Below are 15,690 nucleotides of genomic sequence, written 5' to 3'. Positions count from 1 at the left end.
TATATAATTTCAGGATTTTTTATCCAGTTTTTTATATTGAAAATAGTTGTAGGTATATGATGCACCAGCTAAAGTTAAAACTATTGTTACTGCTGCAAAAGGCAGAAGTTTATTTATTTCATAGATAAATCCTGTGAAGAGTGAACCAGTTATCATTCCAAAGGATTTAGCAGAATTAAAATATCCAGATAAAAGTCCATAGTTGCTGCTTTGACCTTTTGTAAATAAAGATTGCTGTATAGGGACATAGATTGCATTAAATATATAGAATAATACACTGAATACAAAGAAAATGAATACTTTTGAACTGAATAAAAGTACAAATACTCCCATGATACTATTAGAAAAAAGTATTATAGGGAATACCTTTCTTAAATCAAACTTGTTTGCAAGCCACATATTAATAGTAAGGTTGGTAAAAAGTCCAAGAATCCCAATCATTCCCATAATACCACCATTATATGATGGTGGCAGTTTAAGAGCAGATTTAATGTAGAAGTTAAAGCTATTGTTAAAACCGACTCTTGAAAATTCAGTAAGGATGACACCTATAAAAAAGACTATGATAGGGAAAGTAAGAATATCCTTTCCTTTTTCTATATCTATTATTTTTATTATTTTTTTAAAATTTATTTTTTCTTTTATTCTCTTTTCTTCGCTTAGACTTTCTGGAAGAAAGATTTTAAATAGGAAAGTTTCAATAAGGAGCAAAGGAATCTGAAGCATAAAAGTGTAATAAATATTTAATTTTCCTAAGAATCCTCCTACAAAAAATCCTACAGATACTGCCATTGTAACTAGAGCAGCAAAGAAAGACAGATTTTTTGTCCTCTCATGCCCTTCAGTCATATCAGAAATATATGCAAGAGCAGTAACTAAAAATCCTCCTGAGAATATCCCAGCAAAAAATCTAAAGAATAGAATAAATGCCAAATCGTTACAAGTAGCAAATCCAAGCTGTCCAAGTGCATATCCAGTCATACATATTCTTATAACTGTAACTCTTCCTTTTCTGTCACTTAACTCCCCCCAAAAAGGAGAAAAAAGAAAATTTGAAAAGGACATTGTAGCAAATAATAAGCCGAAAACATAGTCAGGCATATTTAAAGATTCTACATATGCAGGAGTAACAGGGTGGATAAGATTATTAATAAGATTGACACAAAAGTAGAGAATAAAGAATCTTGTCATTTGTTTTTTTACTTCCAATAAAAACATCCCCTATGTTTTAAAGATATTAACTTAAAAAAGTAGTTTTCTTCTCTTCAATAAGCTTATCTTCTTGAATTTTGTAATATTTAAAATGTAAATTTTTATATTCTTTTGTATACTCTCCAATATTGAAAGGAGATTCGATAGAATAGATATCTATATTAAGTTTATCATAGTCAGGATAAGTCTTTTTTATATAAAGCAATGCCCCTGCTAAATATAAATTTTCCTGTTCTGAAGCTATCACAGATATTTTTTCATCTTTTACTAATAATATTTTTCCTGCTAACTCTACCGCTTGAGAATTAATAAGGGAATCTGGATTTCCTTTAAGATTTAAAGTAAAAAATTTATTCCAGAGATTTTGAAACTGTGAAGAATATTTATCATCAGTTGATAGTAGAGATATTACTTTAACTTTATCATCTTTTTTAATTTTAGAATTAATTTTATCCATCTCATCTGCCAACAGTTCATTTTTCAATTCTGTATATTTGTTATTATTAACATAATGTATAACTGCATAATCAGTAGTTTTAGTAATAGGTTTTTCTTTAGCAGGTTTTTTTGTTGTTTTTGAAGGAATAGTTTTTTTCGTAACAGTAGTTTTTGGAGTCTTATTTTTGACATATGGTTTATTACAGCTGATTAGAAAAAAGACTGCCGAAATAACACAGATAGATTTAAAGCATTTCATTTCATTCCCCCTAATATAGTAAGTAAAAATTATAGTAAATTGTATAAAAAAATCTTCAATATTTGACATAATATTGAAGATTTTAAATCACTACTTGAATTTATTATCAAGCTCTCTATAGTGAGTGTCCTCTCCAGTATGAACACTTAAACGAGATTTCATATTTTTGATAAAAGTTCCCATTTCATCAGCACTTCCTACAATACGATTAAAAATACCAAGATATTCAGTAATAACAGGATTATCAATATCATATGGATATCTCATTAAATGATCTATCTCACTCCATGCTTCTTCAAAAACAGTTCTTACTTGTATTTCTACAAGAATTTCATCATTTCTAGTTACTGGGATTCCAATAAGGTAATGAACAGAACGATAACCATGATCTCTTACTACTATTTCACAGTTCAGTTCAGATATACTTTCCTGAAGCTGTGCTACATTGTAATCTCCACGTCTTATATTTATCTGAGGGGTTTCCCTTATTTCCCATAATTTCATTATTTCATCATGAATTCCTCTCCAGTCATCTTTGAATAAATGGAGGACTCTAATACCTATGAGGTCAGTAACTATATCTTTATATGTTTCTACTGAGATTCCTCTGGCTACATATTTACTTCCTTTGCGGATTATTTTTTCTATAAGGTGTTCAGGTTTTTTTACTCTTCTTCTTACAGAATGTACATTAGGTACATCTATAAGTTTTGATACTATGTGTTCTGCTTCTTTTTCAAGATATGGAACAAGTCTAACATAATTCTTATATATCTTTACTAATTCATCCCAGATCAGCCCTGTGGACTCAAAGTACTCCTCATCAATACAGAAGTCTTTGAAAAACTGATCTTTATCTAATAGGTCAGACATACTTCACCTCTTCATATCAGATTTTTTTGTTTTTTCTAAAGTAATTTCCACAGCTTTTCTATAGCAGCATATTTCATTTCTTTCATTTATCTCTCTAGTAGAGATGGGATCTACAAGTTTTACATGTTCTTTTAAATCAAAAGTTATTCCATGAAGCTTTAATTTATGAATTTTTTCAAAACTTAGTATATCTCCTGGAAGTATATTGTAATTATTTTTGATTCTAAAATTAACCCAGTTAGAAAGTTTTTCATCTTTTAAATATGCATTTAAAAGGAAAAGTGAATAAAAACTATCCTTAGTATCATTTATATTTTTTTCTTTATAAAGACTTAATTCTTTAGTTATATTCTTATATCCTTCAATAGTTTCTGAAATAATATTAAATTTATATACTTCTAATCTATTTTCAAAAGAAATATCTCCCATAAGTTGATTATATTTGAAAGTAATTTTTTCACCAGAAAATATTTTTTTGAAAATTTCAACTACTTCATTAAGACGAGAAGTTTTAACTTTATCATATATTTCATATTTGAAGTAATCATCTTTTTTTACAAGAGTTTGCTCATCGTTTAATTCTATACTTAAAGCCAGTTTAAACTCTCTAGTTTTCATTTCTAATAATTTAAATTTACTGTATACTAAAATTTTTAATACTGCGTTATGAATAATGGTATCTCCAATTTTTATTGAAGTAGTACCAATATTTACAATTTCGTCGAAATCCATTTTTTCAGAGAAATTTTTGTATTTGATTGGAAAATTTCTAAGCTGAAGGGATGTATATTTAATTTCAAGTCCACTTTCAAAAGAAGAAGCATCAGCTGAAATAACTATATGCCTAGGTCCAGAATTTTCATTCTCTGTAAAAACAACCTCATCACCTACATAAGCAGCTTCTTCAATAATATCAGAAACAAGATCATCAATGACTTCATCTTCTGCAGAATCAGTATTTTTATCAACTATTTTATCATCGCTGTCAGAAATAGAATCTTCAACATTTTCATCAACTATCTCATCATCATTGTCAGAAATAGAATCTTCAACTGCAGAAATACTTTCAGTATTTTCATTAGCTGTTTCCTTAATAATATCACTAAGAGCATCTCCAGTAATCTCATTATCTACAGAAATAACATGAATTTCTTCTTCAATATAATCTTCAGAATTTTCTTCTGTAATATTATCTTTTATAGAATGAATTTCTTCATCTATATCTGTGTTTTCTGTATTTTCTTCAAATGAGTTATCTGTGAACAAACGAATTTTAACAGAATCATTCTTATTTTTCCTATTTTTATTGGTAATATCCAGCTGCTCTGTATTTTGTTCTTCATTTAAAGATATTACCTTACTAACTTTTTTCTTAAAACATCATCTCCATCTATATCAGATACACTATGAAGATTAGCAAGAAGCTCTTTCTCACTCAGTGTAGTAAGTTTTATGTTATATTTATTTATAAGATCAGTAACCTTAGGATCTATTATGGCAGTTGATGTTACCAAATAAACAGGATGCTCATTATTTTTAGCCATTGACAGAAGAAAATCAAGCATATTTAAAAAATCTGGATTTTTAAGATCAACTCCTAAAAAGATAGTAGGTCTGCTTATCAATTCAAATCTTAAATTATCAAAGAATTCTTTGTAGAATTCAAGAACTTTTAATTTTCTGATATCCTGGCTTGTTAAAAAAAGGTCTTCTGAATTATAGATAGTTCCCATAATCTTATAAAATCTTATTTTTCCTTCAGTTATCTTTTCAGCTTTTAAAGGTGTAGATACTGAAAGAAGACTAGCAAACATTCTTTCAATTACTACATCATAATTCATAGTAAAAATAGATTCAAAGTATCCTGAATTAAAAATATCTCTATATATTTCAACATTTCTATGATGTTTTAAGTCAAATATTTCTCGGATATGTTTTATTAATCCTTTTTTTGAACTTACTACTGCATCAAGATAAGTTTGAGATGTTTCAGCAAAGGAATCTATATTTCTAATATAACCTTTGGCTGACTGTTTGATATCAGACAGAATAGACTCAGCCATTTCAAGTCTTGTTGGATATCCTGTAATTTTACTCAGAAAATCTCCAATAAAAAGATTCAATTTTTGATCTTTTTCAAACTTATCAAAAAAGTTATTCATGGTATCACCTACCTTGTTAGTTAATTGCTCTATTACTATTAGTATAACTTAAATTGATTAATTTAACAACAAAAAAATTTCAAAAAGTCAAGAAAAAAACACTTGATTCAAAAATTACAAAAAAATTTGAAATAAAAAGGAAATAGTAAAATAAAATTCAAATTATTAATTAGAAATATTTAGAAAAAAATGTTATTATCTTATATATAGAGGTGATTAAATGAATTTGATTATTACTTTTTTTAAAGATTATATAGCAATTATAAATATGATATTCCTTATTATCATTATTTTGATTGAACGTAAAAAGCCAGTATATACACTTTTTTGGATAACACTGCTTATACTTGCTCCATATTTGGGATTTATAGCTTACTTATTTTTTGGACTTAGTTTTCAAAAGAAAAGAGTGGTAAATCAATTTTATAAATGGAAGTTTCTTCACAGCAAGAAAGTTATTAAATCTTCTGAAAGAGCTGATTTGGTAAGGTGGAAGCAATTAATTTCATACCTTGAAATATCTTCTAAGAATAAGCTGACTACTCTTAATTCAATGAAAATATTTACTGAGGGAAATCAATTTTTTAAAAGTATAATATCTGACTTAAAAAAAGCAGAGAAAACAATATATATGGAATACTATATATTCAGATATGATGAATTAGGGAAATCCATAGTTGATATACTTATTGAAAAAGCTAAAGAGGGAGTAGACATAAGAGTCATAGCAGATGAAGCAGGTGGTACCAGCCGTAAAATGCTTAGAAAGATGAGAGAAAATAAGATAGATGTAGAAATATTTTTTCCTTCACATTTTCCTTTCTTGAAGATAGCTAATTTGAGAGCAAACTACAGAGATCATAGAAAATTATGTATCATTGATAGCAAACTGGGATATATAGGCGGGTTCAATATTGGAAATGAATATCTTGGCAAAGGAAAAATGGGACACTGGAGAGATACAGGAATGAGAGTCTTCGGTGAAGCGGCATTGGAGCTGGAAAAAGAATTCTTCTTCTCATGGGGTATAGCAAAGAAAAAACATGTGGATTATGAAGAGAAGAGATATCACTATGAAAGAGAAGCTATGCAGGAAGTAATTAAAGATAGAGGAAAATATTCTGGATATGTTCAAGTAGTAAGCAGCGGTCCAAATTATCAATTCAGAACAATGAGAGATAATTTTTTAAAGATAATAATGGAGGCAAAAAACTATATTTATATACAGACGCCTTATTTTGTTCCTGATGATACAGTATTGGAAGCACTGAAGATAGCAGCTATGTCAGGAGTTCATATTAAAATAATGATACCAGATAAACCAGATCATTTTTTCATCTACTGGGTAAATCAATATTTTGTAGGAGAACTTCTGGATTTAGGAGTAAAAGTCTACAGATATAACAAGGGATTCCTTCACAGCAAAATGGTTATGGCAGATAGTGAGATAGTAAGTATAGGAACTGCTAATTTTGATAATAGAAGCTTTTATCAGAACTTTGAGATAAATGTGAATATATATGAGAAAGATGTAGCAGAGGAATTCAGAGAGATTTTTTATAGAGATATGAAAGTCAGCAGTAAAATTCTAAGAAGCGAATACAGCAATAGAGGTTATTACATAAAATTTAAAGAGTCAATATGTCGTTTGCTTGCTCCTATTTTATAAATAGGAGTTTTATATATATTAGGGAATTATAAAAATTTAAAAATAACAAAAAAGAATATATTGAGAAATAAAATAAGAGAAAAAATTATAGTTATAATTGTAACAAAAGAAATATTAAATTAAATTTTGGAGAAGTAATAGGTAGATATTTTTTATAATAAAATTGATAAAGAAGATTTTTCCTTGGAATTAGTTGATTTTTAAGATAAAATTAAAGTTTTAAAAATAAATAGAGAATAGAATAAATATTAAAAATTCTTTGTACTAAATAATAAATGGAAGATACCAGAAAGGGATGAGTTAAATGGAAATAAGAGTATTAAAATATTTTTTGATGACAGCAAGAGAAGAAAATATCACTAAAGCAGCAGCTCTTCTGCATATTACTCAGCCAACTCTTTCTAGGCAGCTCATACAGTTGGAGGAAGAACTTGGAGTAAAACTTTTTCATAGAAGCAAACATCGTATTATTTTAACTAATGATGGAATGCTACTCAAACGAAGGGCTGAAGAAATTGTTTCTCTTGCTGATAAGACAGAGCGTGAATTTTCCCAAAGAGAAGAAAATCTTGTAGGTGAGCTTGTAATTGGAAGTGGAGAACTACAGAGTTCACAGTTTTTATCTTTACTTCTTGCTTCCTTTCATAAAAAAAATCCACAGGTATACTATGAAATTTACAGTGGAAATTCAGATAATATTAAAGAAAGAATAGAAAGAGGAATTTTAGACTTAGGATTATTGGTTGAACCAGTTGATATCAGCAGATATGAATTTGTCAGACTTCCAGTAAAAGAAGAATGGGGTGTACTTGTAAATGAAAATTCAGAACTAGCTGGAAAAGAAACTGTGACTTCTAAAGATTTAGTAAATACACCACTAATTATGACCAAGCGTGAAACTTTACAAAAAGAGTTGAAAAACTGGTTTGGAATATACTCAGAACAGATTGAAGTTGTTGCTAATGGAAATCTCCTATATAACATGGCAATTATGGCAAAAAATAAAATAGGAATTGTTGTTACACCAAAATTAGATTGCCATTATGATGGACTTACTTTTATTCCTCTTTTTCCTAAACTAGAATCAACAACAGTGCTGGTTTGGAAAAAGAATCAGATATTTTCTCCAGTTGCATCAGCATTCATTGAATATACTAAAGAATACGTTTCAGGCATTTTTAATGATACAAACTAAGTATTAGACATAACAAGATAATAGAGCTAAAATGTGGTTATCCAACAGGAGAGCTGCATTTTTTTTATTTAAAAGACAGTTAGGAGTGAGAGAGATGACATTTAATGAAATAAAAAGACATTACAACATATCTGATGAAGTAATTCAAAAATATAAAGATTGTGGATTTTGTAGAATAAATAGGGAAAATGAATACAATGATTTGGATTTAGAAAAGCTAAAGTCAATTTTATTGCTGTGGGACAGTGGATTTGATATAGAAGAGATTGGAAATTCTATAAAGATACAACCAGTAGATGAAATGGGAGATATAAAAAATTATCTTTAGAAAAAATATTGAATATTTAGAAATTGTTTATTAAATGATAAATAAGGAGAGTGAGGTGGAGCTGAAGAATTGAAAGAAATAGATAAAGCTGTATCTATAAAAATTGAAAAAATAAATAAATAATGAGGTGAATATTATGAAAAGAAGATTTATTATGCTTTTAATATCTGTATTTGGTTTTACATCTGCTTTTGGAGCAGAGGAAAAGACATTAAATATAAAAGAACAAGAGGTAGTGAGAATATCAGCTTTTACAGCCAGTGGTGATTTGGAAAATCTAAAAATTTCATTGAATGATGGATTAGATGCAGGACTTACTGTAAATGAAATAAAAGAAATTTTAGTTCATACATATGCTTATTGTGGATTTCCTCGTAGTCTGAATGGAATAGGGGTTTTCATGAATGTACTTTCTGAGAGAGAAGCAAAAGGAATAAAAGATGAAGTAGGAAGAGATATCACTCCTATTCCAAGAGATAGAAACAGTATTGAATTTGGAACAGAAGTACAGACAAAATTGGCGGGATCTCCTGTACAAGGAGGAATGTATGACTTTGCTCCAGCAGTGGATGATTTTTTGAAGGGACATTTGTTTGGAGATTTATTTGGTAGAGATATTTTAGATTTTCAAACAAGAGAGATAGTAACAATAGCTGTCCTTGGAAATATGTCAGGGGTAAATCCACAGCTTGCAGCACACTTCAATTTAGGAATGAATGCAGGACTTACTAAGGAGCAGATTGAGGGAATAATAGATGTTTTAGATAAAAAAGTGGAAAAAGAGCAAGGAAAAAATGCCCGAAAAATATTTGAGGAAGTAATAAAAAACAGAAATAATTAAACAGCAAATTAATTTTAAATTTTAAGCTAAAATGGTAAAAATGAGGAGGAAAATATATTTTTATGATTTGTATGAAATAAAAAAATTGAAATTTATGCCACAGGAAACATATGTAGAAGTTATGGAGTAAAAATTAGTAAACCTTGTGAACAACAACATTTTGACAATCTTTTATATAAGTGTTATATTATTATCATAGAAGAATTTATTATGAGCATAAATGATAATATTCAGCAATAGAAATTTTTACTGGATATTTTATAATTATACTATATTTTCAAGTGTCAGCAGATTATGAGAAATTTATATAACCAGCAATTAAACACTTCAAATATGTGGATTCTTTTTATTTTATAAAAAGAGGTGAGAACAATGGTAGAATTTCAAAAGCTGTCTCCTTTCTTTTTTCCATTTATAGATAGTGACAGTAGATTTGCAGGAGATTTTTATTATGATCTCCATATACACACAACAGCTTCAGATAGTTTTATTAAACCAGAATTTTTAAAAAACTTTGTTAAAAATAAAAGATACCTTTTATCAGTTACAGATCACAATGAGATAAGAGGAGCAGTGGAACTTTATGAAAAAGGAATAGGAGTAGTTCCTGGAATTGAATTAGGATGTGAAGATGGTTTTGAACTTTTGATTTATTTCAAAAAAATGTCTGATTTAGAAGAATTTTATGTAAAAGAAGTAGAACAATATAAGAATTTAAAAAGAATGGCAAAGACACACAGAAATATATATGAATATATGGATGTGCTTCAAGGATGGGAGTGTCACAAGTCTATTCCCCATATATGTGGAATAGTACAAAAGAATTTCATAAATAACAAACCATATATTTATGATATTATAAAACTGGTAGACTCACTGGAAACCCATAATCATGCTCTTTCATTGATAAGGAATCTGGAAGCTGCTGAATTGAGAGAAAGATATGGTCTTACTGCTACTTTCGGCAGTGATGCACACATTATCAGAGAGGCAATCTCTTACTATAAGTATTCTAATATGGATCAGAAGAATGGAGATAAAGTAATGGACTATCTCTATAAAATTGGAAGTGTTAGTGGAATAGGACAAAAGCACCTGCTTCATCTTATCAAAAATACCATATTGTAGAATATTAAAAAACTCTTTTCAAAATTTAAATTTTAGTGTATAATATTGACTGTGTGATCCCGTAGCTCAATTGGATAGAGCAATTCCCTCCTAAGGAATAGGTTGTGTGTTCAAACCACATCGGGATCGCCAGCTTATTGAAGAAGGGGCTGAAATGAAAAAATTACTTATTTTAATGACAATCTTAATAATGACAGGATGCAGTAATTTAGATTTTTTTGGTGGTGGAAAAGAAAAAAATGTAAAAAATGAATATTCAAAATTGTCTATAAGATTAGATAGATTGATGGAAAATGAAATCAATGAAAAAGACAGAGCAAAATTGGAAGATGATTTTGTAAAATATAGAAATAAAATTAGTATTTCTCAAAAGAAAGATAAAGATTATAATGCTGTAGTTAGAGAATATGTGAGAAAAGCTAATATTAAAATACAGTATTTAGAAGATTTGAAAGATTAAATTAAAAAGAAGAATCATAAAAATGGTTCTTCTTTTTTAATTATCTTGTTATAAAGATTGGTGGCGAGGACAGTCAATCATGTAACAGCCATACATCAACCATAATTTAATTTTTATTTCAGGTTTATAATCCTCATTAATTATTTTTTCAAAAGCTGTTATAATTTCATTTTTCTCTTTTTGATATTCTTGAATATCTTCATTTTTTTCTGTTTCTGTGAATTCATCATCTAATTCTTCAGCTTCAGTTTCTATAATTTTATTATTTTTTTCTGTGATTACTTCAGTTAATTTTGCCTGAAGTTTCTCCATTTTTCCTTGTACTTTTAAACTATAAAAATATGGTGCAAGCCATCTTACATCTGAATAATATCCAATCTCAGAGTTATCATACATTTCATTATGTTTAGAGTATTCATCACATAAAAAATATAAGTCTGCTATTTCAGATTCAGTAATATAATCATCATTTTTTCCTTGAGCTAATTTATTTGCTATTTCAATTGCTTTTCTTTTATTTCCTGTGTAAAAACAACAAACTCCATATCCATATAACACTCGTCTTTCATCTTGATATTTTGGCAATAATCCTTCAAATAGAACTTTAGATTTTAAAATATAACCATGTTGGAATAGAGCAACAGCATAATTATATTGATATTTCATTTTTGAACTAAGAGAATATGCCTTTTCAAATAAGTTTAAATTATCTTCAATGATGTTATTCTCCATTCGAATACGTCCAAGTTCATTATAAGCAACTGCCATATGAGGATTTAATTTTATTGCTTCTTCTAAATAATATAAGCAATTTTTTTCTTCATCATTACTTTCATATAAAAATGCTAAATTTATGTAAATACGTGATTTGTCAATTGCACTAATTTCATCAGCAAAGTTAGTCAATGTATCTAGTATGAGCTTGATTGAAGTATTTTCATCATATCTTAATTCAAGATAAACTGCTGCAAGTTGGCATATTGCTTCAATATCTTTTGGATTTTTTTTTATACAGCTTTCAAGATAATTTTTATATTCATAAAAAACATGGACATAATCATCAAATTTTTTATCCTTGATTTCCTGCTGAATGTATTTAATATATGCAACTATATCCAATTTTTCCTCCATATGAAATAAAATAAATATATTTTTATTATATCATAAATTTAAAAATTAGAAGAAAAACCTTTTATTATTAAATTTATTTTAAGAGTAGAAGTTTTTGTTGAAATAGGATATTATATAAATAAAACTTATTAATCTTTAGAAAGAATTTATGTTTTTAAATTATATAGAATAAATTCTAGTTCTTAATTGGTTTTTTAAGATCAGAATTCAATTTATTAGCTTTGTCAAAATCTGAAGCAGCTCCTCTATAATTTTTTAATTCATATCTGGCATTTCCTCTATTAAAATATGCTTCTGCATATTGGGGATTTAACTTAATAGCCTTATTATAATCTAAAATAGCTCCTATATAGTTTTTTAAATCATGTTTTGCAACTCCTCTATTATAATAGACTATTGTATATTGAGGATTTAATTCAATAGCTTTACTGTAATCTAAAATAGCTTCTTTATATTGTTTTAATTTATATTTAGTATTACCTCTGTTGTTATATGCATATGTAAATTTAGGATTTAATTCAATAGCTTTATTGTAGTCTAAAATGGCTTCTTTATATTGCTTTAATTTATCTTTAGCAATTCCTCTATTGTAATAACTATTTGCATATTGAGGATTTAATTTAATAGCTTTGTCAAAATCTAAAATAGCTTCTTTATATTGTTTTAAATCATTTTTAGCAATTCCTCTGTTGAAGTAAATATCTGCATTTTTAGGATTTAATTCAATAGCTCTATTGTAATCTAAAATAGCTTTTTCATACTGTTTTAAGGTATGTTTGATAAAACCCCTAAAAATATATGCATCAGTAAATTTAGGATTTAATTCAATGGTTTTATCAAAATCTAAAATAGCCCCCTTAAAATCATTTAAATTATATTTGGTATTTCCATTTTTATAATATAATTCAGCTTCTTCTTTTTCGTTTGGTTTCTCTACCCATCCACCAAGTAAAAAAAGCAAGACAACTGCTAGTAATATTTTTTTCATAAATACTCCTTAATTATTAAATTTATATAATATAGTATTTTAAAAAAGAGTTTAACTCAATAAACTCTCTTTTCTCTTAGATATTCTGTTTGGTATATTTTATCTTAAAATTTCTGTTTTTTCAATAAAAACAATGAATAAATTATTGAAAGAAGGTGATAAATATCTAAAAAGGAAATATAATAAAAATATTTTAATACACATAAAATAGTAATAAATAAATTTATTCTTACAGTTTCTATACTTCCTAAAATAATAATAATTTTTTTACAAGAATCTAATAAGTCAAATATCAGTACTGATGATAATACAGTATTTTAAAAAATTTTCTATAATTAAATAATAAAAAAAATCGTTTTAAAAATAAAATGCGGATATTTAAGAATAATGTCAGAAAAAAATTCTGACATTTTTTTATTTCTTAGGAAATTATAATTTGATAAATTTGTTGAAAAAATAAAAAATGTTAATTATTTTGTATTCATATTAGATATATTAATTGAATAAGATTAAAATTGACAGCACAAAAAAGCTGATTGTTAATCAGCTATTTAGCGATATTCTTTCCAGCAAATGGAGCCTGTATGTATATTAAAATATGATATTTTTTTAACTTTCATTCTGGTATTACATTTAAAACAATAAAAAGGATTTACTCCAAAAGCTTTCCATATTTCAAGTTGATAAAAAGTAAAATTGGAATATTTAGAGACATATTTTCTCATGAATTTCATGATGTTTTTAAGTTCTGATTTAATATTTCTAGAATAGATTCCAAAGCGCCTAATCATTTTGAAATGTTTAGGGGGAATGTGAATAATTAATTTGGAAAGAAATGTTTCTGCATCTAAAGTAAGCTCAATTCTTTGTTTATCATCAGCAAGACTTTCATAATAGAAAGTAACCTTATTATCATAAAAATCAATAATTTTATATTCTGCGATAGGAGCTCTTGCTAGATATCTGCCAATATATTTAATTGCATAAATATTATTATTTAAATCATTTTTTGCAACATTGAAAAAGAATCTTGTATTTTTGCGATAAAGGTAGTTAGCAGCAGCATAAGCTTTAGCTTTAATTTCAGGCTTGTCATAATTTCCAGATTTAACAATATCAATAACCATTTTTTTCCATTGTCCAGCAATGGAATTGACATGAAAATATTTTTTTTCAAGAAATTGGTAGTTTTTATTGAAACCACCTAAAGTAACAATAGCATGAATATGAGGGTTCCATTTAAGATCGCGTCCAAAGGTGTGAATAACAGTAATCAATCCATAATGAATGATATCTGAGTTAGTAAAGTATTTAGAAGAATATTTTGAAATTTTATGAATTCTTTGATTTTTTGCTTTAATGTTATGAAATTGATATTTAAAAACATCATTAACAGCATAAGCAAGCTTAGTTAAAAGATCTCTATCATAGAAGAAAAACATTCTAAGTTCTTCAGGAATAGTAAAAAGGACACTTCTATGTTTAACATCAATAAGAGAAGCGGAAGTTTTTTCAGTTCAAACAGCAGAATAACGTTTACCGCAGGAAGGACAAAATCTAGATTTACAAGTAACTTTAATTTTATGCGCATCATGACAATTAGGGCATTGAAGAGAGAGAAAAGATTTATCAATAGAACAAGCTAAGAATTTTTGAATAGTCTGTTTAATATCCTCAAAATGCTCATTTTTAAAATATTTCTTGATTTTACCTAAAAGATTTGTTATATTGATTTTAGAGATAATATGTTTGATTTGCATGTATGTCTCCTTTGTATAATTAGGGTGGTAACTATATTATACAAAAAAGAGAGCTGAGTAAAACATTTTTTTAAATGTTACTCAGCTTTTTTTATTTTTTGAAATTATATTTTTTTTATTTTTTCGCCCCTGTGTTTTCAAGGGCTATTTTATGCCCTTAAATTAAACTATATACAAGAATAGTTATTGTGTGCTAATATATATTTCTGTTTACCAAAAATAAACATAGGGATTAAAACTTGTTTGTATAGAGTGTTAATGTAAAAAAGATTTATAAATATTATTAAAAAATTACAGGAGTGAGAAATGAATAATACTAGAAGCACAAGAAATCAGCCATTCTGCTGGCAGGAGAAAAAAATATTACGATTACTGAGATGTCGGTATGAGGGAAAAGAACATGACAAGCTTAGAAATTTGTATTTAACTCTTACTGAAATCTATAGTGATTTTAATGGGAAAACTATAAAGTACTATACTGAAACAATAGCTAAATATAGTGGATTGAGTAAAGCATGGATTCCAAAAGGACTAAAAATATTTGAAGATTTAAAAATAATTCTCCTTGTGGAAGAAAAAGAGAATGGAAGATTCAAAGGAAAAAGTTTAGTATTCACTCCTGAAAATATTGATGAAATAAGTATTTCTACCGTTAAGTTAAAATCCAGTAACGGGAGAACCATTAATGGTTTTTTGCTTACATCAGAAGATATTTATCTTTTAGAAGATAATAAAAGAATAGAAGATATAAATAATACACACACAGAAGAGAAAGAAAAAAATACAAATAATGCGCTTTCAGAAAAAGATACAAGTAATATCTCTGTAAAAAAGCAAGAAGAGAAAGTTATTGAGAAAACAGAAGAGAACAAAGAGAATATTGCAGATATACCAGTGTTAATACAGCAGATATTAAAAAAATACAGGGATTTAGGACTGCCAGATTTTAAATATCCTCCAGAGAACTATATTATCTTGAGGGGGTATAGAGAGCTAGGGATTGCCAAACTGTATGAAGCACTAACATTGATGGCTCAATCTGAATTTGTAAAAAACAATATGAGTATAAACGCAATATTTAAAATTGAAAATCTTAAAAAGGCTCTCAATGGAAATTTTAAAGATAAAGCAAATAGAACAAAGAATACTTATGAGAACAAGAAAGAGTTTGAAAGACCAGCATATGAGAATACTACAGGGGACTTTATAAAAGACTTGCTCAATGGAGCAAATGGAGGAAAATAAG

The 15,690-nt window shown here is 27.3% G+C and carries 15 protein-coding genes, 1 tRNA gene and 1 pseudogene; 8 read left to right on the top strand and 9 right to left on the bottom strand.

Features of this window, described 5'->3' with window-relative positions:
- Positions 1–9: 9 nt before the first annotated feature.
- From E0E45_RS06680 to E0E45_RS06660, 5 genes are all read right to left on the bottom strand, one after another.
- A complete protein-coding gene (locus E0E45_RS06680; protein WP_130890454.1) occupies positions 10–1,209 on the bottom strand; it encodes an MFS transporter in 1,200 nt (399 codons plus the stop codon).
- A 28-nt stretch (positions 1,210–1,237) separates the two neighbouring features.
- Positions 1,238–1,909, bottom strand: a complete 672-nt coding sequence (locus E0E45_RS06675) for a hypothetical protein (protein WP_130890453.1) — start codon at positions 1,907–1,909, stop codon at positions 1,238–1,240.
- 90 nt (positions 1,910–1,999) lie between these two features.
- Complete coding sequence (locus E0E45_RS06670; RefSeq protein ID WP_130890452.1) at positions 2,000–2,782, bottom strand: GTP pyrophosphokinase; 783 nt, start codon at positions 2,780–2,782, stop codon at positions 2,000–2,002.
- A gap of 3 nt (positions 2,783–2,785) precedes the next feature.
- Positions 2,786–4,048, bottom strand: coding sequence for a hypothetical protein (locus tag E0E45_RS06665; protein WP_232044072.1), 1,263 nt, complete (start codon positions 4,046–4,048; stop codon positions 2,786–2,788).
- Between the two features lie 86 nt (positions 4,049–4,134).
- Positions 4,135–4,944, bottom strand: a complete 810-nt coding sequence (locus E0E45_RS06660; RefSeq protein ID WP_130890450.1) for an SIR2 family protein — start codon at positions 4,942–4,944, stop codon at positions 4,135–4,137.
- Between the two features lie 220 nt (positions 4,945–5,164).
- On the opposite strand from E0E45_RS06660, the gene cls reads away from it, so the two are divergent.
- From cls to E0E45_RS06625, 7 genes are all read left to right on the top strand, one after another.
- Positions 5,165–6,613 carry a cardiolipin synthase gene (cls, locus tag E0E45_RS06655; RefSeq protein WP_130890449.1) on the top strand — a complete coding sequence of 483 codons (1,449 nt, stop codon included), beginning with the start codon at positions 5,165–5,167 and terminating at the stop codon, positions 6,611–6,613.
- A 304-nt stretch (positions 6,614–6,917) separates the two neighbouring features.
- Positions 6,918–7,808: a LysR family transcriptional regulator gene (locus E0E45_RS06650; protein WP_130890448.1), complete on the top strand. Its 891-nt coding sequence runs from the start codon at positions 6,918–6,920 to the stop codon at positions 7,806–7,808.
- Positions 7,809–7,902: 94 nt separating this feature from the next.
- The gene (locus E0E45_RS06645; protein WP_130890447.1) at positions 7,903–8,136 is read left to right on the top strand and encodes a MerR family transcriptional regulator; all 234 of its coding nucleotides are present in this window, start codon (positions 7,903–7,905) and stop codon (positions 8,134–8,136) included.
- A gap of 136 nt (positions 8,137–8,272) precedes the next feature.
- A complete protein-coding gene (locus tag E0E45_RS06640; RefSeq protein WP_130890446.1) occupies positions 8,273–8,977 on the top strand; it encodes a carboxymuconolactone decarboxylase family protein in 705 nt (234 codons plus the stop codon).
- Between the two features lie 372 nt (positions 8,978–9,349).
- Complete coding sequence (locus tag E0E45_RS06635) at positions 9,350–10,105, top strand: PHP domain-containing protein (protein WP_130890445.1); 756 nt, start codon at positions 9,350–9,352, stop codon at positions 10,103–10,105.
- Between the two features lie 55 nt (positions 10,106–10,160).
- Positions 10,161–10,237 (top strand) — tRNA-Arg (locus E0E45_RS06630).
- Between the two features lie 22 nt (positions 10,238–10,259).
- The gene (locus E0E45_RS06625) at positions 10,260–10,565 is read left to right on the top strand and encodes a hypothetical protein (RefSeq protein WP_130890444.1); all 306 of its coding nucleotides are present in this window, start codon (positions 10,260–10,262) and stop codon (positions 10,563–10,565) included.
- Positions 10,566–10,613: 48 nt separating this feature from the next.
- Here the strand turns inward: E0E45_RS06625 and E0E45_RS06620 are convergent, their stop codons facing one another.
- The 4 genes and pseudogenes from E0E45_RS06620 to E0E45_RS06605 all read right to left on the bottom strand — a co-directional run bounded on the left by E0E45_RS06620 (position 10,614) and on the right by E0E45_RS06605 (position 14,444).
- Positions 10,614–11,684 carry a tetratricopeptide repeat protein gene (locus tag E0E45_RS06620; RefSeq protein ID WP_130890443.1) on the bottom strand — a complete coding sequence of 357 codons (1,071 nt, stop codon included), beginning with the start codon at positions 11,682–11,684 and terminating at the stop codon, positions 10,614–10,616.
- Positions 11,685–11,871: 187 nt separating this feature from the next.
- A complete protein-coding gene (locus E0E45_RS06615; protein ID WP_130890442.1) occupies positions 11,872–12,684 on the bottom strand; it encodes a tetratricopeptide repeat protein in 813 nt (270 codons plus the stop codon).
- Between the two features lie 551 nt (positions 12,685–13,235).
- A pseudogene (locus E0E45_RS06610) lies at positions 13,236–14,186 on the bottom strand (IS91 family transposase); the annotation flags it as partial.
- Between the two features lie 15 nt (positions 14,187–14,201).
- Complete coding sequence (locus tag E0E45_RS06605; protein ID WP_130890441.1) at positions 14,202–14,444, bottom strand: transposase zinc-binding domain-containing protein; 243 nt, start codon at positions 14,442–14,444, stop codon at positions 14,202–14,204.
- Positions 14,445–14,750: 306 nt separating this feature from the next.
- Here E0E45_RS06605 and E0E45_RS06600 point away from each other — a divergent pair, with 306 nt between their 5' ends.
- Positions 14,751–15,689: a hypothetical protein gene (locus tag E0E45_RS06600; RefSeq protein WP_130890440.1), complete on the top strand. Its 939-nt coding sequence runs from the start codon at positions 14,751–14,753 to the stop codon at positions 15,687–15,689.
- Position 15,690: the final 1 nt, after the last annotated feature.

The sequence above is a fragment of the Fusobacterium ulcerans ATCC 49185 genome, from assembly GCF_900683735.1.
GTDB classification, from domain to species: domain Bacteria; phylum Fusobacteriota; class Fusobacteriia; order Fusobacteriales; family Fusobacteriaceae; genus Fusobacterium_A; species Fusobacterium_A ulcerans_A.
Note: the sequence above shows the minus strand (reverse complement) of the source record. Positions and strands in the feature narration are given on the sequence as shown.